At 70.1% G+C, this 18,454-nt stretch carries 20 protein-coding genes and 1 pseudogene; 13 read left to right on the top strand and 8 right to left on the bottom strand.

Features of this window, described 5'->3' with window-relative positions:
• The first annotated feature begins 6 nt into the window (after nucleotides 1-6).
• From ABZ810_RS21175 to ABZ810_RS21165, 3 genes are all read left to right on the top strand, one after another.
• Nucleotides 7-1,155: a DUF6745 domain-containing protein gene (locus ABZ810_RS21175; protein WP_358405446.1), complete on the top strand. Its 1,149-nt coding sequence runs from the start codon at nucleotides 7-9 to the stop codon at nucleotides 1,153-1,155.
• Nucleotides 1,156-1,440: 285 nt separating this feature from the next.
• Nucleotides 1,441-2,334 carry an ABC transporter ATP-binding protein gene (locus ABZ810_RS21170; protein WP_358405445.1) on the top strand — a complete coding sequence of 298 codons (894 nt, stop codon included), beginning with the start codon at nucleotides 1,441-1,443 and terminating at the stop codon, nucleotides 2,332-2,334.
• Complete coding sequence (locus ABZ810_RS21165; protein WP_358405442.1) at nucleotides 2,331-3,119, top strand: ABC transporter permease subunit; 789 nt, start codon at nucleotides 2,331-2,333, stop codon at nucleotides 3,117-3,119. The genes ABZ810_RS21170 and ABZ810_RS21165 overlap by 4 nt, the downstream gene beginning before the upstream one ends.
• Before the next feature lie 174 nt (nucleotides 3,120-3,293).
• Here ABZ810_RS21165 and ABZ810_RS21160 read toward each other — a convergent pair whose 3' ends face one another.
• Nucleotides 3,294-4,565 carry a cation:proton antiporter gene (locus ABZ810_RS21160; RefSeq protein WP_358405440.1) on the bottom strand — a complete coding sequence of 424 codons (1,272 nt, stop codon included), beginning with the start codon at nucleotides 4,563-4,565 and terminating at the stop codon, nucleotides 3,294-3,296.
• A 152-nt stretch (nucleotides 4,566-4,717) separates the two neighbouring features.
• On the opposite strand from ABZ810_RS21160, the gene ABZ810_RS21155 reads away from it, so the two are divergent.
• Nucleotides 4,718-5,212: a CBS domain-containing protein gene (locus tag ABZ810_RS21155; protein ID WP_358405438.1), complete on the top strand. Its 495-nt coding sequence runs from the start codon at nucleotides 4,718-4,720 to the stop codon at nucleotides 5,210-5,212.
• Nucleotides 5,213-5,320: 108 nt separating this feature from the next.
• Here ABZ810_RS21155 and ABZ810_RS21150 read toward each other — a convergent pair whose 3' ends face one another.
• Together ABZ810_RS21150 and ABZ810_RS21145 are read right to left on the bottom strand one after the other, a co-directional pair.
• A complete protein-coding gene (locus tag ABZ810_RS21150; protein ID WP_358405436.1) occupies nucleotides 5,321-5,665 on the bottom strand; it encodes an SdpI family protein in 345 nt (114 codons plus the stop codon).
• 137 nt (nucleotides 5,666-5,802) lie between these two features.
• Nucleotides 5,803-6,152, bottom strand: a pseudogene (locus ABZ810_RS21145) (DUF1330 domain-containing protein).
• A gap of 159 nt (nucleotides 6,153-6,311) precedes the next feature.
• Here ABZ810_RS21145 and ABZ810_RS21140 point away from each other — a divergent pair.
• Nucleotides 6,312-7,598 (top strand): ArsB/NhaD family transporter, encoded by a 1,287-nt coding sequence (locus tag ABZ810_RS21140; RefSeq protein WP_358405434.1) that lies wholly within the window; start codon nucleotides 6,312-6,314, stop codon nucleotides 7,596-7,598.
• 224 nt (nucleotides 7,599-7,822) lie between these two features.
• Here ABZ810_RS21140 and ABZ810_RS21135 read toward each other — a convergent pair whose 3' ends face one another.
• On the bottom strand, nucleotides 7,823-8,407 hold the full coding sequence (locus ABZ810_RS21135; protein ID WP_358405432.1) for a TetR/AcrR family transcriptional regulator: 585 nt from the start codon (nucleotides 8,405-8,407) through the stop codon (nucleotides 7,823-7,825).
• Nucleotides 8,408-8,671: 264 nt separating this feature from the next.
• On the opposite strand from ABZ810_RS21135, the gene ABZ810_RS21130 reads away from it, so the two are divergent.
• A complete protein-coding gene (locus ABZ810_RS21130; protein WP_358405429.1) occupies nucleotides 8,672-9,214 on the top strand; it encodes a dihydrofolate reductase family protein in 543 nt (180 codons plus the stop codon).
• A 112-nt stretch (nucleotides 9,215-9,326) separates the two neighbouring features.
• On the opposite strand, the gene ABZ810_RS21125 is transcribed toward ABZ810_RS21130, so the two are convergent.
• From ABZ810_RS21125 to ABZ810_RS21115, 3 genes are all read right to left on the bottom strand, one after another.
• Nucleotides 9,327-10,007, bottom strand: coding sequence for a response regulator transcription factor (locus ABZ810_RS21125; protein WP_358405427.1), 681 nt, complete (start codon nucleotides 10,005-10,007; stop codon nucleotides 9,327-9,329).
• A complete protein-coding gene (locus ABZ810_RS21120) occupies nucleotides 10,004-11,170 on the bottom strand; it encodes a sensor histidine kinase (protein WP_358405425.1) in 1,167 nt (388 codons plus the stop codon). Before ABZ810_RS21120 ends, ABZ810_RS21125 begins: the two co-directional genes overlap by 4 nt.
• Nucleotides 11,171-11,472: 302 nt before the next feature.
• Nucleotides 11,473-11,832 (bottom strand): hypothetical protein, encoded by a 360-nt coding sequence (locus tag ABZ810_RS21115; protein ID WP_358405423.1) that lies wholly within the window; start codon nucleotides 11,830-11,832, stop codon nucleotides 11,473-11,475.
• Nucleotides 11,833-12,110: 278 nt separating this feature from the next.
• Here ABZ810_RS21115 and ABZ810_RS21110 point away from each other — a divergent pair, with 278 nt between their 5' ends.
• The 3 genes from ABZ810_RS21110 to ABZ810_RS21100 all read left to right on the top strand — a co-directional run bounded on the left by ABZ810_RS21110 (nucleotide 12,111) and on the right by ABZ810_RS21100 (nucleotide 14,239).
• Nucleotides 12,111-12,932 (top strand): NAD(P)H-binding protein, encoded by an 822-nt coding sequence (locus tag ABZ810_RS21110; protein ID WP_358405421.1) that lies wholly within the window; start codon nucleotides 12,111-12,113, stop codon nucleotides 12,930-12,932.
• Nucleotides 12,929-13,537 carry an anthrone oxygenase family protein gene (locus tag ABZ810_RS21105; RefSeq protein WP_358405420.1) on the top strand — a complete coding sequence of 203 codons (609 nt, stop codon included), beginning with the start codon at nucleotides 12,929-12,931 and terminating at the stop codon, nucleotides 13,535-13,537. Before ABZ810_RS21110 ends, ABZ810_RS21105 begins: the two co-directional genes overlap by 4 nt.
• Nucleotides 13,538-13,810: 273 nt before the next feature.
• On the top strand, nucleotides 13,811-14,239 hold the full coding sequence (locus ABZ810_RS21100; RefSeq protein WP_358405418.1) for a hypothetical protein: 429 nt from the start codon (nucleotides 13,811-13,813) through the stop codon (nucleotides 14,237-14,239).
• Between the two features lie 100 nt (nucleotides 14,240-14,339).
• On the opposite strand, the gene ABZ810_RS21095 is transcribed toward ABZ810_RS21100, so the two are convergent.
• On the bottom strand, nucleotides 14,340-14,561 hold the full coding sequence (locus tag ABZ810_RS21095; protein WP_358405417.1) for a hypothetical protein: 222 nt from the start codon (nucleotides 14,559-14,561) through the stop codon (nucleotides 14,340-14,342).
• Between the two features lie 378 nt (nucleotides 14,562-14,939).
• Between ABZ810_RS21095 and ABZ810_RS21090 the strand changes: the two genes are divergently transcribed.
• The 4 genes from ABZ810_RS21090 to ABZ810_RS21075 all read left to right on the top strand — a co-directional run bounded on the left by ABZ810_RS21090 (nucleotide 14,940) and on the right by ABZ810_RS21075 (nucleotide 18,383).
• On the top strand, nucleotides 14,940-15,947 hold the full coding sequence (locus tag ABZ810_RS21090) for an aldo/keto reductase (protein ID WP_358405415.1): 1,008 nt from the start codon (nucleotides 14,940-14,942) through the stop codon (nucleotides 15,945-15,947).
• Between the two features lie 162 nt (nucleotides 15,948-16,109).
• Entirely contained in the window at nucleotides 16,110-17,123 is a 1,014-nt protein-coding gene (locus tag ABZ810_RS21085; RefSeq protein WP_358405412.1) for an iron-containing redox enzyme family protein, read from the top strand.
• 17 nt (nucleotides 17,124-17,140) lie between these two features.
• Nucleotides 17,141-17,350 (top strand): CDGSH iron-sulfur domain-containing protein, encoded by a 210-nt coding sequence (locus ABZ810_RS21080; RefSeq protein WP_358405411.1) that lies wholly within the window; start codon nucleotides 17,141-17,143, stop codon nucleotides 17,348-17,350.
• A gap of 715 nt (nucleotides 17,351-18,065) precedes the next feature.
• The gene (locus tag ABZ810_RS21075) at nucleotides 18,066-18,383 is read left to right on the top strand and encodes an acyl carrier protein (protein WP_358405409.1); all 318 of its coding nucleotides are present in this window, start codon (nucleotides 18,066-18,068) and stop codon (nucleotides 18,381-18,383) included.
• Nucleotides 18,384-18,454 lie beyond the last annotated feature (71 nt).

Below are 18,454 nucleotides of genomic sequence, written 5' to 3'. Positions count from 1 at the left end.
GGGCTCGTGGAGCAGCAGGCGCTGCTGGAGTCCGTGCGGGACGAGTGGATCGGCCACGGGCTGGCCGTCGGTCCGGCCGACCGGGAGGCCGCCGAGGCAGGCGTCCAGGACGTCTACCTCGGCGCCGGCCGCCGGCCGCCGGAGCGGATCATCTGGCTGGGTTCGCCCATGGCGGGCAGCATCGGCGCCGACATCCGCGCGGGACGGCTCCAGGTCGTGTCCAGGCGGGCCTGGCGGACCCTGCCGGAACAGGCCGCCGACGCCCTCGTCGACCGGGTCCCGGACGACCCCCCGGAAACCGACCTGATCATGCTGGACCCGCTGCCGCCCGGCCGGAAGCGGGACCCGCGCCATCGCGCGCCGCTGGACAGGCTCGGCCGCGAGGTCGCCACCGCGGTCGACACCGGTCTCGGCAAGACCGTCGGCCAGGCCGTCGACCAGGCGTGCGCGACCTGGCAGGAGGCTCGGCAGTTCCCCGAACAGTGGGCGCTGCCCCGGCTGGGAGCGTTCCCGCAACGGACGCTGCCGCAGCTCGCCCAGCTCGACTTCCTCGAGCTCCTCGGCGCCGGTGAACCGGACCGCCACGGCCGGGGCCTGCTCCAGGTGGCGCGTTCGGCGGGCGAGTGGTGGCCGATGCGCGACAGCGTGATCCTCACCGAACGTCCCACGGAACTGCACCGCGACGCCGAGGGGCGGCTCCACCATCCGACCGGCCCGGCCGTCCTGTATCCCGACGGCTGGCGCCTGTGGGCGTGGCACGGCGTCGCCATGCCACGCGAACTGATCGAGGAGGACGTCCCGGTCTCCCGGGCGGTGTCGCTGCGCAACTCCGAGCAGCGCCGCTGCGCCGTCGAGCGGCTGGCAGGCCGGGCCGGCTGGCACCGGATCGTCACCGAGGCGGGCTGGCCGCGGGTCGGCCGGGAGGTCCCGGACCCGGGCAACCCCGGCCAGGTCCTCAGCCTCTGGTGCGTCGAACGCCTGTACGACGACCACCTGCACCTGCTCCTGATGACCAACGGCACCGTCGAACGGGACGGCACCCGCCGCGAGTTCGGCGAACTGGTCCCCGGCTCGATCCGCGACCCGATCCACGCCGCGGCCTGGCAGATCGGTCTCACCTCCGCCCAGTACCGCCAGTCCGCCCGCCGCACCTGACCCCAGCGGCCGATGCCGCCCCGGGCCAGGACCTCGTCGTGATGAGCGAGGCCCTCCGCTGAGGCTGCGGCAAGGCCGCTCGGGGCGGGTGGCGGGTGACGGGTCCACAGCACGCCGACCCATGGATGCCGACCGGGCTGAAGGCGTGGGCAGGTGACCGTCCGCCAAGCCGTGCGATGAACCGTTCGGCCTTCTGGTCGGCGCGGCGGAGGGGTGTTACGTTCGTAGAGGTGTGCCGGGAAGTCTGGTCGGCGTTCAGTGTCCGGTCGGCTTCCTGGAGGGACCATGGCGGACGCCGCGATTCGTGCGTGTGGACTGACGAAACGTTTCGGCGGACTGACCGCGCTCGACGAGCTCGAGCTGCGTGTCGAGCAGGGTGAGGTGTTCGGCTGTCTTGGGCCGAACGGCGCGGGCAAGACGACGACCATCAGGTTGCTGCTCGGATTCCTGTTCCCGAGCTCAGGCCGCAGCGAGGTTCTGGGCGGGACGGGAAACGATCCGGCCATACGAGCCAGGATCGGTTACCTTCCGGGCGATCTGCACGTTCCGCGTGAATACACCACAAACGACCTGGTCGGTTTCTATGGGCGGTTGCGCGGTGGCCACGACCCTGGATGGGTGCGTGGGCTCCTGAACCGGTTCGACCTGGATCCGGATCGCCGGATCGGTGAGCTTTCAACAGGCAACCGGCGCAAGGTGGGTGTCGTCGCGGCGGTCGCTCACAGGCCGGAGCTGCTGGTTCTGGACGAGCCGACCTCGGGTCTCGATCCGCTGCTGCAGCACCAGTTCCAGCTTCTGGTGCGGGAACTGGCCCGTGACGGCACGACGGTGTTCCTGTCCAGCCATGTGCTGCCAGAGGTGGAACTGCTCGCCCGCCGGGTCGCGATCCTGCGGCGCGGTCGGCTGATGACCGTCTCGACGATCGACGATCTGCGCGGTCAGGCCCGGCAGCGTCTCGACCTGCATCTGTCTCGGCCGCCCGCTGCCCCGGAGGAGTTCGGTCGGCTGCCCGGCGTCGTGGAAGCGACCGTCACCGACCGGGTACTCCGGCTGGTCGTGGACGGCTCGGTCGCCGAGGTGGTCCGGGCCGCTGCCCGGCTGGGCGTGGAACGGATCGTCACCCATGACGCCGACCTGGACGAGGTGTTCCTTCGGTACTACCAAGAGGAGCGATCGTGACCGTCGCGTTGCGGCTCCTCATGGACCGGCGCCGTTCCCTGGCCTGGTGGTGCGCCGCGATGGCGGGCCTCGTGCTGTTCACGGTGTCCCTGTATCCCTCTCTGAGAGACCAGCAGTCGGTCGACGAACTGGTGCGGGAGTTGCCGGAGACGTTCCGGGCCATGGTCGGCTACCGGCCGGACATCATGCTCACCTCCCCGGCCGGGTACCTCAACGCCCGCCTGTTCGCCACGCTCGCGCCGATCCTGATGCTGGTGTTCGGCATCGGCGCAGGCGCCCGCGCGATCGGCGGAGCAGAGGAGGACGGATTCTTGGAGCACCTGTTGGCCAACCCGGTCAGCCGGGAACGGGTCGCGACCGAACGGTACCTGGCCAGCGTGGCGCTCCTGGCCGCGCTCGTCACGGTGTTCGCACTGGCTCTGGCCGTGTTCGCGCCGTTTTTCGGCGCTCTCGAGGGCATTCCCGCCTCCCGCGTCTTCACCGCGTGCGCGGCCGTGTTCTGCCTCGCGCTCCTGCCGTCGACGCTCGCCTTCACCGTTGGCGCCATGACCGGACGACGCGGCCCGGCCGTGGCCGTTGCCTCCGGATTCGCGACCTTCGGCTACCTGCTGCAGAGCTTGGCGACCGCGTCGAGCGTCAAGGCCGTCTCCCCCTGGCACTGGTATCTGAACGACAACCCGCTCGCCCATGGGCCGGCTCCCTCCGCTTTCTGGCTTCCGGTCCTCGCCTCCGCCGTCCTGTTCGCGTCTGGTCTGGTCGTGTTCCGCCGCCGCGACCTGCGCTGAGCCGCCCCCGCAACATCGACGCCCGCCACCACGCTCCGGCCACCCGGGCGCCTGGCCTCGCCGAGTCCGGCGTCGGCCCCGCCGTGTCCATGGCTTTGAGCGCTCGGCGTCCACTGGCCGGGCACCGTTCTGACCCGGCGCCACGTTCGGCCGTCCTCACGGCCTCGCCGTCGATCAGGCGGGATTCCTGCCAGGAGCGGAGGTGTCACCTGGTTCGTCGGTCTGCGCGTCCATGCCCGACCGCCCGAGCCGGCTGCGAGCCCGGTCGTACCAGGCGGGCACCTCATGCTCGTCGTCGAACCCGCGGGCCACGACGACGTCAGTGGAGGAATGGGCGAGGATCGACAACACGATCGTCGCCGCGACCAGATGGAAGATCTCGTCCGCCGCCTCGATGCCGGACTCCAGGACGAGGAGCCCGTACACGACGGAGGCGAAACCCTTGGGGCCGAACCACATGACCGCACCCTGCTCGCGCGCCGACAACCCCGAACGCAGGAAGGACACCCAGATCGCGACCGGACGGGCGAGCACCAGCGCCAGCACCGCGAAGACCCATCCCGACGCGCCCACGTCCCCGAGGAACGCCGGCGAGAGCAGCGCGCCGAAGACCAGCAGCGCGGCCAGTTTGAGCAGTTCGGCGACCAGTTCCCCGAACTCCGAGAAGGCCTTGCTGTGCTGATCTCCGATGCTCGCCACCGTGATCCCGGCGGCGAACGCCGCGAGAAAGAGATTTCCGTGCGTGGCCTTGCCCAAAGCCAGCACCAGCAACCCGATCGCGACCGCGTTCAGCGGCTCGTACTTGGGTGCGATGGCGAACAGCCGGGTGCGCTCGAGCATGATCGCCGCCCAGGGCACGGCCACCCCGATCACCAGGCCCAGCGCCAGCTCGCTCCCCAGCTCGGCGAGATGCAGGTCGTCACTGCCCTTGGCGATGGCCAGGAACAGCACCACGAACGGCAGGATCAGGCCGTCGTTGACGCCCGACTCCACGTTCAGGAGGTGTCTCAGCCGCGGCGGCACGCGGTCGTTGCCGACCAGCGCGGCGGCGAACACCGGGTCGGTCGGCGTCAGGATCGCCGCGACCAGGAGCGACTCCACCAGGCCCAGCCCCGCCACGTAGTACGCCAGGAGCGCCGTGACCACGAGGGTGAGCGGGAGACCCCAGCCCAGCGCGCGTCCGGGAAGCCTCCACGCGGAACGCAGGTCCTTCCAGCCCGCATGCATGCCGTCGGTGAACAGGACGGCGAAGAGCGCCAGCTCGGCGAGCCCGGCCACCAGCGGGTCTCCCGGGCCCAGCGACACCAGCCCTGTGACGCCGTCGCCCAGCAGGAACCCGCCCACCAGGAAAAGGGCCGCCGTCGACAGCATGGTCCGATTGGCCAGGCTGGACAGGAGCACGGCGAGGAGCAGGAGCCCGGCGAACGCCAGAAGGAGGGAGGTCATGGTGGCTCTCGGGGGTCGTTTGGGCTGGGACTCGCCGACCAGACTTCCCGGCACACCAGGTCACGATCTTAACGGCTTCTCCACGACTTTGCTACGAGACGTTGATGCGATCCAGCCAGGTCGCCGACATTTCCAACGGATACCGTGGCAGGGTGCGCGCCCGACAACTCGCCGGCGAGTTCCCCACCGTCACACCCGACAGCAGCGCGCTGGAAGCCGCGCGGCTCCTCGCCGAGCACCGGCTTCCCGGACTGATCGTCGTCGACGAGACCGGGCGGCCCCTGGCCGTCCTTCCAAGCTCCCAGCTCATTCGTTCCATCATCCCCGGCTATGTCCAGGACGACCCCGCCCTCGCTCGCGTCTTCGACGAAGAACACGCGGACAGGCTCTGCGCGAGCCTGGCCGGAAAGCGCGTCGCGGATCTCCTGCCCAAGGACAGAACGCCACCGCCGACGGTGGACGCCAATGCCACCGCCATGGAGATCGCGAGCGTCATGGCCGCCACCCGGAGCCCTGTGGTCGCGGTTTCCGGGGACCCGCACCGATCCGACGCCCCCATGATCGGCGTGGTCACCGCCTCCCAGCTCCTCGACCGCCTTTTGCGCCGGTACGAGGACTCCGGACCCGCGGCGCACGACGACCGCTGAGGCTCCGCGCGGCGAACGCGGGCTGCCGTCCAGCGCCCCGCACCATGGGCAGATCCTCGGGGCGATGACCGTTGCCGGACGTAAAACTGCTCACGCAGGGGCGAGGTGTCAGGACGGACGTCGGCCGCGCAATTCGCTGTGTCCGATGACCGCACCGGCGACCGTCAGCGCCCCGGCGAAGCCGGTCGCCACCACCGCGATCGCCCCCATCAGCTCACCGTCATCGGTGCCGAGCTCCGCCAGCCCACCGAGCGTCATCGCAAGCCCGGCAGCGATCACCCATGGCTCAGCCGCTTCGTGCACGATCCGCCAGGCCTCGTCATCGGCCGGCGTGCGCCGGGTGCGAATCCCGGCGACATGGTTGCGCCGCGGCCTGCCCTGCGCCGCGCTCCGTCCCGTGACGTCGACCGCCATGCCGGCAGCGAGGAGAATCAGACCGAGAAAGAGGCCCATGGTCGCCCTTCCTGACTCATCCCAGCCTGCATTCGCAGATGCGTGGACGCAAGAGACGCGTATTCAACCAGCTGCGAGAAACCGGCCGGTGGCCACAGCGGCCCCCTTCGGCCGAACCACCGGCCACCCTTGTCGCGTCAGCGCCTTGTACCGCCCAGCCAGGGCTCGGTCGCCTGGAGGACGGCTTCGGACAGCGCCCGCCTTCGCAGCTCGGACACCCGCGATACTCGGGGTCTGCGACCATCTGGCTGAACGCCTCCCGGCTCGGGTAACGCACGAGAAGGACGGCATCCCATTCCTGCCCCTGCTCGGCCGCCAGGACCGTGGACCCTTGTCCCGCGTAGAGCACCTCGCCTCCGTACCGCTTGAGGAAGGGCGCCGTGCTGCGTGCGTACTCCAGATAGGAGGCCTCGCCGCCCGGGGCGAAGCGCAGAAGGTTGAGCATGACGACCGGCCCACCAGGGTCCTCGGCACGTCCGGTTGTCACGGATGCAGCGCGTACCGTCGTGGACCATCCAGGCCGCGAACGGTCCGGCGCGCCCACGCCACCCCGGCGAGAAACGCCGGTGCGCGATCGAACTACTGTGTTGGCAGGTGTGCCGGGAAGTCTGGTCGGCGATGTTCTGCTCAACCCGTTCTCACAGGAGTGTCCTTGGCCGCCATCGCCATCGCCATCTTCACCGTCGCCTACGTGCTGATCGCGACCGAGAAGATCCACCGCACCGCGGTGGCCCTCGGCGGCGCCGGCCTGATGCTCCTGCTGCACATCACCGGCGCCGAGGCGGCGTTCTTCTCCGAAGACAGCGGGATCGACTGGAACGTCATCTTCCTGCTGCTGGGCATGATGGTGATCGTGTCGGTGCTCCGGCAGACCGGCGTCTTCGAGTACGTGGCGATCTGGGCCGCCAAACGTGCCCGCGGAAAGCCCTACCGGCTCATGGTCATGCTCGTGATCATCACTGCGGTGGCCTCGGCTCTGCTCGACAACGTCACCACCGTGCTCCTGATCGCCCCGGTCACCTTCCTGGTGTGCGAACGGCTCGGGCTCAAGGTCGTTCCGTATCTCATCGCCGAGGTGATGGCGTCCAACATCGGCGGCACCGCCACCCTGGTCGGCGACCCGCCCAACATCATCATCGCCAGCCGCGGCGACCTGTCGTTCAACGACTTCCTCATCCATCTCGCCCCGCTGGTCGTGGGTCTCGTGGTGGTGTTCTGCCTGCTCTGCCGCGTGCTCTTCCGGTCCGCCTTCACCTACGACCCCGAACGCGCGGCGGAGGTGATGTCACTGGAGGAACGAGAAGCCATCACCGACCGGCGGCTGCTGTTCCAGGGACTGGCCGTGCTCGCCGTGGTCGTCGCCGCGTTCGTCCTGCACCCGGTCCTGCACTACGAGCCCTCGGTCGTCGCCCTGCTCGGCGCCGGACTCCTGGTCGCCGCCACCAAGGTCACCACCGAGCAGGCCCTCGAAGAGGTCGAATGGCCCACCCTCGTCTTCTTCGCCGGGCTCTTCGTCATGGTCGGCGGCCTCGTCGAGACCGGCGTCATCGGTGACGTCTCCAAGGCCGCGGCCGACGCCACCGAGGGCCGCCTCGGCTTCGCCACCATGCTGCTGCTGTGGGCCTCCGCCGGACTGTCGGCCATCGTCGACAACATCCCCTACGTCGCGACCATGAGCCCCATCGTCGGCGACCTCGTCCAGCAGAACGGCGGCAACGACCAGGCGCAGGTGCTCTGGTGGGCCCTCGCCCTCGGCGCCGACCTGGGCGGCAACGCCACCGCCGTCGGCGCGTCCGCCAACGTCGTCGTCATCGGCATCGCCGCCCGCAACGGCCATCCGATCAGCTTCTGGCACTTCACCAAGTACGGACTCGTCGTCACCTTGATCACCGTCGCCCTGGCGACCCCCTACCTGTGGCTGCGCTACCTCTAGAACGTCTGCCCCGGTAGTGACACCGAGGCCCGGAGGCGGTCAACGCCGCCGCGCTGACGTCGACCTGGAAGTTGCCGCCCTTGCCCGGTTTGCCGTTGTCGATGGCGTGGCGGGTGGTCACCCCCACCGGGCCGCGGGCGCCGGTCCCCGTCTCCTGGACCCGGCAACTGGTGGCCTCGGTGAACGTGAAACCCGTCGCGAGGCTGGGTGTGGTTGGTGGAGGGTCATCCCGGTGCGCGGTAGGCGGCGAGGAAGACTCGAACGGCCTCGTCGGCCCAGTGGTCCAGTTCCTCCGGGCGGAAATGGATGTCATCGCCGCAGAACATCACCTTGTTGACCGGGATCGAGATGACGAGCCAGGTGAAGTGGTTGGCGGCCAGGAGGGGCTCGGCGGTCCGCAGCAGGCCGCGGTCGGTCAGTTGCTCGAAGCACGACGAGAGCGCGGCGTGCACACGTTCGGGACCCGCCTCGAAGTAGGCGCGGCCGAGGCTGGGGAAACGGCTGGCTTCGGCGATGACGAGGCGGCGCACCCGCAGGGACGACGGCTGGGTGAGGGTGTGCACGAACTCCCGCGCGACCGCCCGCAGGGTGGCCTCGACGTCGCTGGTGTCCGCCAGTTCGCGCATCGCGTCCTGGAAGATCTGGCCGACTCCGCCGAGGCGGTCGAGCACGATCTGCTCGAACAGGTTCTCCTTGCGGCCGAAGTGCTTGTAGATCGTTTGTTTCGACGCTCCCGCCGCGGCGGCGATCTCGTCGGTCTTGGCGCCCACGTAGCCGTCGCGCAGGAACACCTCCAACGCCGCATCCATGATCCGTCGCCGGGTCTGCGCGACGGCACCGTCACCACCCTGCACACCCGTCACCGCGTGTGAGGTGTCGGCTCTCGACATTCCCGGCCCTCCTGGTCCGCGCCCTGGGCGACTGATTGACACCCCCAGGACGGTACCGTACCGTACCGTTCACCCAGGTGTACCGTACGGTACGGTTCACCGGATCGGCGAGGCCGGGAGCGGGGAACCCCGGCTCGTCGCACCGATCCCGGCGAGGGATCATCCAGGACGAGGAGCATCCGAATGCGCAAGATCATTGCAAGCCTGTTCGTCTCGCTGGACGGCGTGGCCGAGGACCCTGACAGCTGGCATTTCCCCTACTTCAACGACGAGATGGGCGAGGCCGTCGGCGCGACGATGGCCGGCTCCGACGCGATGTTGCTGGGCCGAGTCCAGTACCAGCAGTTCGCCGCCTACTGGCCGTCGAGCGACGACGAGTTCGCCGGCTTCATGAACGGCCAGAAGAAGTACGTCGTCACCACCACCCTGACCGAGGCGACCTGGAACAACACCGAGATCATCAGCGGCGACGTGCTCGGCGGGCTCCAGGCGCTCAAGGCCTCCGAGGGCAAGGACATCGCGGTGGCCGGCAGCCTCACCCTCGTGTGGTCGCTGCTCAAGACGGGTCTGCTCGACGAGTTGCAGCTTTTCGTCCATCCCATCGTCGTCGGCAAGGGCCGCCGCTGGTTCGACGGCCTCGACAACGTCAAACTGCGCCTCGCCTCGTCCGAGACCTTCACCACCGGCGTGAGCAACCAGATCTTCACCCCCGATCGGGCGGCCTGACGCCGGTCTCCCCGGCCCTTGCTCGTTCACGGGCACACCACGGCGCCGTCAGCGGCCCCGCACCGCTCGGTCCCGCTGACGTCGCCTGACCGGTCACCCCTCAGGGCGCGCTTCACATCCCCGGAGGGTCCACCGGCGGGGTGAGGCCGGACAACATCGCGAAGACGACCAGCTGGGCGCGGTCCCGGGCGCCGAGTTTGAGCAACGCTCGGCCGACGTGCGTGCGCACGGTCTCGGCGCTGATGGTCAGCCGGCCCGCGATCTCGTCATTGGACATTCCGGTGGTCACCCAGGACACCACCTCGCGTTCCCGCTCGGTCAGATGCTTGATGCCCGAGTGGGGCGCCTTGCCGGGCCTCTGCCGGGCGAACTGGGCGATGACGCTGCGGGTGATCGAGGGTGACAGCAGCGAACCGCCCTCGGTGACGACCCGTATCGCCCGCAGCAGTTCCTCGGGCTCGGCGTCCTTGAGGACGAACCCGCTCGCGCCGTGCCGCAGTGCCTCGAACACGTACTCCTCGAGGCCGAAGGTGGTGAGCATGACGACCCTGACCTCGGCCAGGGCGGGATCGGCGGTGATCTCACGCAGCGCCGCCAGGCCGTCCAGGCCGGGCATCCGGATGTCCATCAGCACCACGTCCGGTCTCCGGGCACGGACGACCTGGAGGCCGGTACCTCCGTCGGCGGCCTCACCGACGAGCTCGGCGTCGGGTTCGCCGCGCAGCAGCGTGCGCACGCCGACCCGGATCAGCGCCTGGTCGTCGATGACGACGACGCGGGTCGTGGCGCTCATGCCCGCTCCCCCTCCAGTGGCAGGCGGGCCCGGACGACGAACCCGCCATCCGGGTCCGGGCCGGCGGTGAGCGTGCCGCCGAGGGCCTCGGCCTGGCCGCGCAGGCCGTGGATGCCCAGGCCGTTTCCGGGTGAGGCGGGCCCGGAGGCGCCGCCGGTGTTGGTCACCTCCAGCAGCAACGCGCCGCCGTCCCGGCGGATCCGGATCCGCACCGGCACGGCACCGGCGTGACGCAGAACGTTGGTCAGGCACTCCTGCAGGATGCGGTACGCGACCGCGTCGACGGCGCTGGGCAGGCCGGTCAGGCCCGGGGCGATGTCGGCGTGCACGGTCACCCCGCCGGCCCGGACGCGTTCGGTCAGCCGGTCGAGGTCGTTCAGGCCGGGGGCGGGGGCCCTGGCGGCCGCCCCCGTGTCCCGCAGCCCGTCGAGCTGGGCCCGCAGGTTCTCCAGCGCTTCGCGGCTGGTGGCCCGCACCGCCTTCATGGACTGCCTGGCCTCCTCGGGATCACGGTCGAGAACGTGCAGCGCCACTCCCGCCTGCATCGCGATGGCCGCGAGCCCGTGCCCGATCGAGTCGTGCAGGTCCTGCGCCATGCGCAGCCGCTCCTCCGAGACCACGCGGCGGGCCTGCTCGGCGTGCACCCCGGTGGCGGCCTGGCGGAGGGCCCGCGACACCGCGCCTGCCGCCAGCGCGGCCGTGATGATCGATCCCCACACGATCGTGTCCCTGGGCATCGGGTAGTAGCCCGAACCAGCGGGCACGGCCGCCGCGTCCCGCACCCGCTTGGCGAACAGGCTGACGATCAGGACCCCGAGGTCGGCGGCGGCCGCCAGGGCGGCGCGCGGCAGCGGCCAGCGGCCGGCCACCCCGTACACGGCCACGGGCACCGTGAGCATCACCGGGCCGAACGGGTAACCGGCCGCCAGATAGGTCGCGACCAACGCCGCGTTGGCCGCCAGCGCGACCCCCGGCCGGCCCCGCAGCGCCAGCACCAGCGCCGCCGCCGTCACGATCACGTAGCCCGCGGCATCGGGTGAGCGGGCCGAGCCCTGCTGGAACTCCGCGGCCGGCCCGGTCGCGATCAGCACGGCGGCCACGAACGGAAGGCATATCCAGCCTTCTCCCGTCCAGCCCCGCCAGCGGCGCTCCCCACCGGTCACCGTCGGGACGATACGGCGGCCCACGGTGCCAGGCGTCCCCCTCTCGGCGTACCCGGCGGACGCGATTCGACGTACGCGCGATGCCGCCGCCACGCGGACGCCCTCCCAACGCCTCAGCGGACATCCTCGACTCATCACGGCGCCGGCGAGGAAGCCCACGAAACGACGACGGTGCCGATCGACGGGAGAACACGTTGGACCAGAGAACACGCCTGCCGAACACGCGGCTGCTCGCGGCCGTCCCGGTGCGGGCCGCGCCGCCCCGGGACGGGCGTGGACGGGGACGGCGGAGACCACGGTCGTCAGGCCGCCGACTTCGAGGCGCGAAAGGCCATGACCATCGCCACGACACCCGCGACGAGGGCGGTGGTGACGCCGGCGCCACGGACCAGCGCCCCGATGATCTCACCCGCCGTGTCGGCGTCGATCGCGCTGCCCACGAAACCGGGTATCTCGGCCAGCGCCGCCAGGACGGCCAGGACGAGAACCCAGCGCCAGCGGGTCACGGCGAGCAGGGCGGCCACCAGCGTCAGGATGATCAGGCCGGGCGGCACCGGCGGCATCTCCACCCCGGCCGCCTTCTGGATCACCAGGCCGACGGCGCCGACGGCCAGTCCGGCCACCGTGACCAGCGTCGCCCGGTTGAGAGGGATCGTCTGCATGACTGCGCTCCTTGGCTCACGAAGGGTCAAGCGATACCGGCGATCGTGCGTCCCAGGCGCAGCCCGCGTCGTCACCCACCGGGCGGCTCGTCCGCTACGCCGCCGGGAGTAGCGCGCGGCAATGCGGCGCCCCGGCGCGGTCGCGGTGAACGCGCCGCCAAGGGGCACCGGCCCGCCGCGGGGGCCGGGCCGGATCACGACCGGGACGCGCCACCCGTACCTCCATCCCCTTCCGGACCTGAGCAGGTCCGCGACCACTCATCGAGGAGTGATCCGTTATGAACCCCACGACTCTCGTACTCGGCGGCACCGGCAAGACCGGCCGCCGAGTGGCCCGGCGGCTCCAGGAACGCGGGCTGCCCGTCCGGATCGGCTCGCGTTCGGGCGAGCCGCCGTTCGACTGGGGGAACCCCACCACCTGGGGTCCGGCGCTCCAGGGAGCCGAGGCGGTCTACATGGCGTACTACCCGGACGTGGCCGCTCCAGGGGCGGCGGACGCGGTCGGCGCGTTCGCCGAGACGGCGGTCGCCTCCGGCGCCCGGCGGCTGGTGCTGCTGTCGGGCCGCGGAGAGGACGAGGCACTGGCCGCCGAAGAACGGGTACGGGCGTCCGGTGCCGACCTGACGGTGGTGCGGTCGAGCTGGTTCGCGCAGAACTTCAGCGAGGACTACCTGCTGGACATGGTGCGGTGGGGTGAGGTCGCGCTGCCCGCGGGCGACGTGCCCGAGCCCTTCGTGGACGTCGAGGACATCGCCGACGTCGCGGTCGCCGCGCTCACCCAGGACGGCCACGTGGGCCAGGTGTACGAGGTGACCGGACCGCGGGCGCTGACGTTCGCCGAGGCGGTCGCCGCGATCTCCGACGCCACCGGGCAGCGAGTGCAGTACATCCCGATGTCGGTCGCCGACTTCACGGCCGCGGCCTACCGGGACCTGCCGGGTGACGTGGTCGAGTTCCTGACCTATCTGTTCACCACCGTCCTGGACGGCCGCAACGCCCATCCGACCGACGGCGTCCAGCGGGTCCTCGGCCGCCCGCCCACCGGCTTCGCCGACTTCGCGCGGCGCACCGCCGCGACGGGCGTCTGGAACGGGCAGTGATCGTGAAGAACCTGTCCACCGTCTCGCTGATCGCCGCGACGCTCACGACCGGCATGATCGCCGGGCTGATGGCCGACTGGGCCTACACCGTCCTGCCCGGAATGAGCCGCAGCAGCGACCGCACCTTCGTCGAGGGCATCCAGCAGCTCAACCGAGCCATCCAGAACGGCTGGTTCTTCCTCACCTTCCTGGGCGCGATCCTGTTCTGCGGGCTGGCCGCGTACCTCGCCTGGCGCGGGCACGGCCGGGACGCCCTCCCGTGGATCGTCGCCGGGACCGCGCTGTACCTGGTGACGCTCGTCATCACCTTCGCCGCCAACGTCCCGCTCAACGATCAGATCGACAAAGCCGGCGACCCGGCGCGCATCAAGGACCTCGCCGCCGTGCGCGCCGACTTCGAGAGCACGTGGATGACCTGGCACATCGTCCGCACCCTGACCAACGTCGCCGCCTTCGCCTGCCTCACCTGGGCCCTGGTGATCCACGGAGGGGAACGCGCCAAAGCCGACGGCGGCGCGAACCCGTCCCGGCAACCCGTGGCCGAAGTCGACCAGCACCCCCCTCGGCCACAGCCCCACGGGCCGCCACCCAACCAACCTCCCTGAGGCGATCTACACCGCACGACGGTCACGTCCAGCGGAGCGGTGTGAGAGATGACCTCCGCGTGATCTGTTTGAGCAGGTTGAGCGGTGAGTTGGTGCTGGTCGACCGGAGAACCACGGGCCCCATGGCCGCCTCAGGCCAGGGCTGGTGCGGTCGACCGCGTTTCGGCGTTGTATCGAGTCCAACCGCTGCGCACTCGTATGCGCACTCGTACTGCCCCCTGCCGGGCCTCCCAGGCAGGGATCAGCGAACCGTGCGCCGACGGAGGAGGACAAGTGCCACGCAAGCCAGGCAGCACACTCGCAGCGTCCGCCGTGACGGCGGCGGTACTGCTCACCACCCTCGTGGCGACCGCGACACCCGCGTCCGCGTCATCCGTCTCGTGCAACATCCCGCGGTACGCGGGCTCGTACTACTGCGCGACCGGTGTCCTCGGCACGACCAACCTGCATCAGATCACGGTCACGGCCAGGTACGGCTACTACCCGGCGGACATCCCCCCGAGCGGCGCGGTGACCTGCCGGGTGTACGACGTGGACACCTGGGTCAACGTCGGCGTGGTCAGCGCGACCCGGCTGTTCCCCACACAGCGGGCAACCATCCCCGGCCTCTACAACCGGTACTTCGCCCAGTGCGTGCGGACAACGGCCACCGGGGGCGCCGACTATCGCGGAGGCGGCGGCGGGGAGCTCTGGAACGACTGACCCGAGCCCGCACATCAGCTTCAACGGGCTCGCGTTCGGCCGGCCGCCGATACTCGCCGCGGCGCCTCCGGTCGCCGGGCGGGTTCGGGCCATGACGTGGTCAGAGCTTGGAGAGCTTGGGGTACGGAGCCTTGATGTGAACCTTCTGCTGGCCGAAGTCGACGATCACGGCGACGTTCTGCTCGACTCCGATGATCCTTCCGAGGCCGTACTTGTCGTGGGTCACCCGGTCGTCCAGCGCGTACTGCTCGATGACGGGGGCGACCGGCGGGCTGAAGGGACTGGTCGGCAGGTGTTTTCGTGGCGCGCGTGGTTGCTTCATCAACTTCCAGTATGCGCGCGGCCGGCCGGTGATGGGCCGGGGAAGGCCGTTCATTCCAGAAAGTCTTCCGGCGCCGCCGCTGCCGGGAGGCGATGCTCCGTCGTCATGCACCACCGGCGAGGGAAGCGGCGGAGGGGGAGCGGGATTCGAGTGAAGTGTGAGGGAGGCGCGAGGGGGCGTGGGTACCTTCGCCGGGACGGTACGGCTGAATCGGTACGAGGACACAGGCTTCATCGCCCACGAGAACGACCGCCTCTTCTCCGTGGAGGGCCTCCAGGTGGAGACGCAGGACCCGCCGGCGGTACCCGGCCGGCCGGCACGACCATGGAGATCTGGAGCGTGCTGCCTGCTGGCGTTCCCTGTTCACGGAGGCGACCGATGAGCACTAGCGGTGACGACCGGCTCCACACGCGGTTGGGCCGTACCGCGCTGCGGGTCAGCCGTGTCTGTCTGGGCACGGTCAACTTCGGGGGACGGGTGGAGGAGCCCGAGGCACGGGAGTTGCTGGACTACGCGGTCGACAGCGGGATCAACTTCGTCGACACCGCGAACATCTACGGCTGGCGCGAGTACAAGGGGTACACCGAGGAGGTCATCGGCAGGTGGCTGGCGTCCCGCCCCTCGCTCCGCGACGGGGTGGTGCTGGCCACCAAGGTCGGCAACGCGATGCGCGAGGGCATCAACGAGCAGGGGCTGTCCGCGCGTCACATCGTCGCGGCCTGCGAGGCGTCGCTGCGCCGCCTGGGCACCGAATGGATCGATCTGTACCAGATGCACCACGTCGACCGGGACGCCGGCTGGGACGAGGTGTGGCAGGCCATGGAGCTCCTGGTGCAGCAGGGCAAGGTGCGCTACGTCGGCTCGTCCAACTTCGCCGGCTGGAACCTCGCCGCGGCGCAGGAGGCGGCGAACGCGCGGAACTTCCTGGGCGTGGTGTCCGAGCAGTGCCTCTACAACCTCACCGTGCGCCATCCGGAGCTGGAACTGCTGCCCGCTGCGCGCGCGTACGGCGTGGCCGTCCTGCCCTGGTCACCGCTGCACGGCGGGCTGCTGAGCGGTGTGCTGCGCAAGACCGCCGAGGGCCGTGCGGTCAAGTCGGGGCAGGGGCGGTCCGCGGCGGTGCTGGAGAGGATGCGCGGCACGATCGAGCGGTACGAGCGGTTGTGCGCGGACTTCGGACGCGACCCGGCGGAGGTCGGCCTCGCCTGGGTGATGGCCCGGCCCGGGGTGACGTCCACGGTCATCGGGCCGCGCACGCCCAGCCATGTCAAGGACGCGCTGCAGGCGCTGGAGTCGCCGCTGTCGGACAGGGAGACGGCCCTCCTGGAGGAGTTGTTCCCGCCGATCGGCCGGGGCGGGGCGGCCCCCGACGCCTGGCTCACCTGACATCCCGCGGCCCCGTCCGGTGACCGCGGGGCCGGCCGGTGCCATGCGTCAGCTCTCTGCCAGCCACATGTCAACAACGGTTGGCATATTGAGCGTCATGACGGTGCTCAAGGCCCGCACCAGAGCGCGCCACCGTGCCGGCCCATCAGATCGGAGAACGCCATGCGGCTGCCCGCGCCCCGAGGACCCGTCAGCACCGCGCTGTTCGCCTGCCTGTCAGGCGAACCCGGGCCGGTGCCGTCCCGGCTCACCGAACTGGTCGACGCGCTCCCGGAGACCACCGCCGACGCCAGGTCCGATGAGGACGTCCAGATCAGCCTGTGGACCTGCTACGGGCTCGCCTACGACGGCTTCGAGGGCGTCGACGAGGGGTGGGAGTGGCAGCCGTCGCTGCTGGCCGTGCGCGGCGCCCTGGAGGCCGTGTTCGAGCGGGACCTCCTCGCCGACGTGCGGATGCCGGAGGACCTGAGCCCGGAGCAGGTGCCCGCGTTCCTGATGGACCTCTGCGGCCCCTCGACCCCGGCCGGACTGCTGAAGTTCATGCACCAGAACGCGACCCTCGGGCAGTTCAAGGAAATGGTGATCCACCGGTCGATCGACGGCCTGCACGAGGCCGACGCCCACACGTGGGCCATCCCGCGGGTGACCGGCCGCGCCAAGAGCGCGCTGATCGAGATCCAGGCCGACGAGTACGGCGGCGGGATGCCGGGCCGCAGCCATTCCGATTTGTACGCGATCCTGATGACCGAGCTGGACCTCGACCCGGAGTACGGGGCCTACATCGACCAGATCCCGGCCGCCTCGCTCAGCATCCACACCCTCAGGTCGATGTTCGGCCTGCACCACCGCTGGCGCGGGGGGATTCTCGGCAACCTCGCGGCGACCGAGATCGGCTCGTCGTTCATCAACCGCCGCTTCAGCGAAGGCCTGGCCCGGGTCGGCGGGTCGAAGAAGGCGCGCTGGTTCTACGACGAGCACATCCTCGCCGACGCCGTGCACGAGCAGCTGGCCGCCCACGACATGTGCGGCGCGTTCGTGGCCGACTACCCGGCCGAATGGGAGCGCCTCGTCATCGGCGCGCTGGCCACGCTCAACATCCGGGGCCTGTTCGCGGGCTCGATCGTCGAGGCGTGGGCGGCCGAGGGCACGTCGCTGCGCGCGCTCGCCACGGTCTGAGAGAGAAGGAGCAGATCATGTCGGACGAGCAGCCGCCGGTCGAGATCACCGTCTACGAGAACGGACCGGCCGTCATCCGGGGCGCCTACAGGCTCCAGGACAAGGACCGCGAGGAGATCGACCCCGGACGGGAGACCATCGCGCTCTGCAGGTGCGGCCTGTCCGCCCTCAAGCCGTTCTGCGACGGCAACCACGCGCTGCGCGGCGCCGCCCGCAGCGCCCTCTGAGCCCTCCGAGCCCTTCCCGCCGCCCTCCGACAGGCCGATCGTCCGCCCTGTCGGAGGGCGGTTCTGCGTTGTGCGGGCGCGGATTTGGTCCTGGTGGTGAACGTTCGGGAAGTTGTTTCATCCGGACATGGACGCCAGGCGAATCTTTCCCATGAACATCAACCACGGGGACATCCGGGGGCGGTGGCCGAGTCAGACCGGGGCGGCCGTAATCGGCCACAGAGAAGCCGGCGTCGAACCGAACAAGGACGGCGTCCGTGAGCGACTACATGAGAAGCCGTCGCCCTGCCGCCTGCGGGATCGTCAACGATCTTCGCATCGCCGGATCGAACGGGCCGGGCCGGCGTTCTGGAAGGCCGCACCAGAGGTGGGGCGATGAGTAGTCGCGGATAAGACGGAGGGGTCACACAGGACGGACTGTCACTAAGGGCAGCCTCGCACCACCCCGCGCCCCGCGACGCGCGAACAAAGCCTTCAGCCGTTCACGCGTGCCATCGGCACGCCCATCTGGAATGCCATTCATCGATCGGTCCGATTCGGCACGTTCCACCATTGCGGGAGGAGGACTCAATGCGACGTCAGGACAGTGTCAGCAACTCAGGTTAAATTTCATCTAGATGGCGACCTGGCCCTACGGGGCTGCTCGCTCCCCCGCCTGGCAACCGAGCATATGCTCAGCAGTTTCCCGTGCGCGAGAAGGAAATCGGTAGAGAATATGCTGGCGATCGAGCGGCTGCACGAGCTGCCCCTGTCCGAACGACGCGAGGGGCTCGAGGAAATCGTCGTCACGGAGTTCAGGACGACCCTGATGATCGCGGACGACGAGGACCTGCCGTTCGATATGAGCTACTTCGAGCTCGGCTTCACCTCGCTGCGGCTCACCGAGATCAAGGAACGCCTCGAAGCGCAGCTCGGCTGCCGGGTCAGCACCAATGTGTTCTTCAACAGCCCGACCATGGAACGCCTCATTTCCTATCTGGCCGACGAGGTTCTGGCCGACCTCTTCGGCTCTCTGTCAGTGCCGACAGACTGAGGAGCAGCACATGGCCCCTTCCCGAACAGTTGTGCTCCGACGAACCGCTGCGGCGGATGAAAGGGACGCCA

Source organism: Spirillospora sp. NPDC047279, from assembly GCF_040643285.1.
Lineage (GTDB): Bacteria > Actinomycetota > Actinomycetes > Streptosporangiales > Streptosporangiaceae > Spirillospora.
Note: the sequence above shows the minus strand (reverse complement) of the source record. Positions and strands in the feature narration are given on the sequence as shown.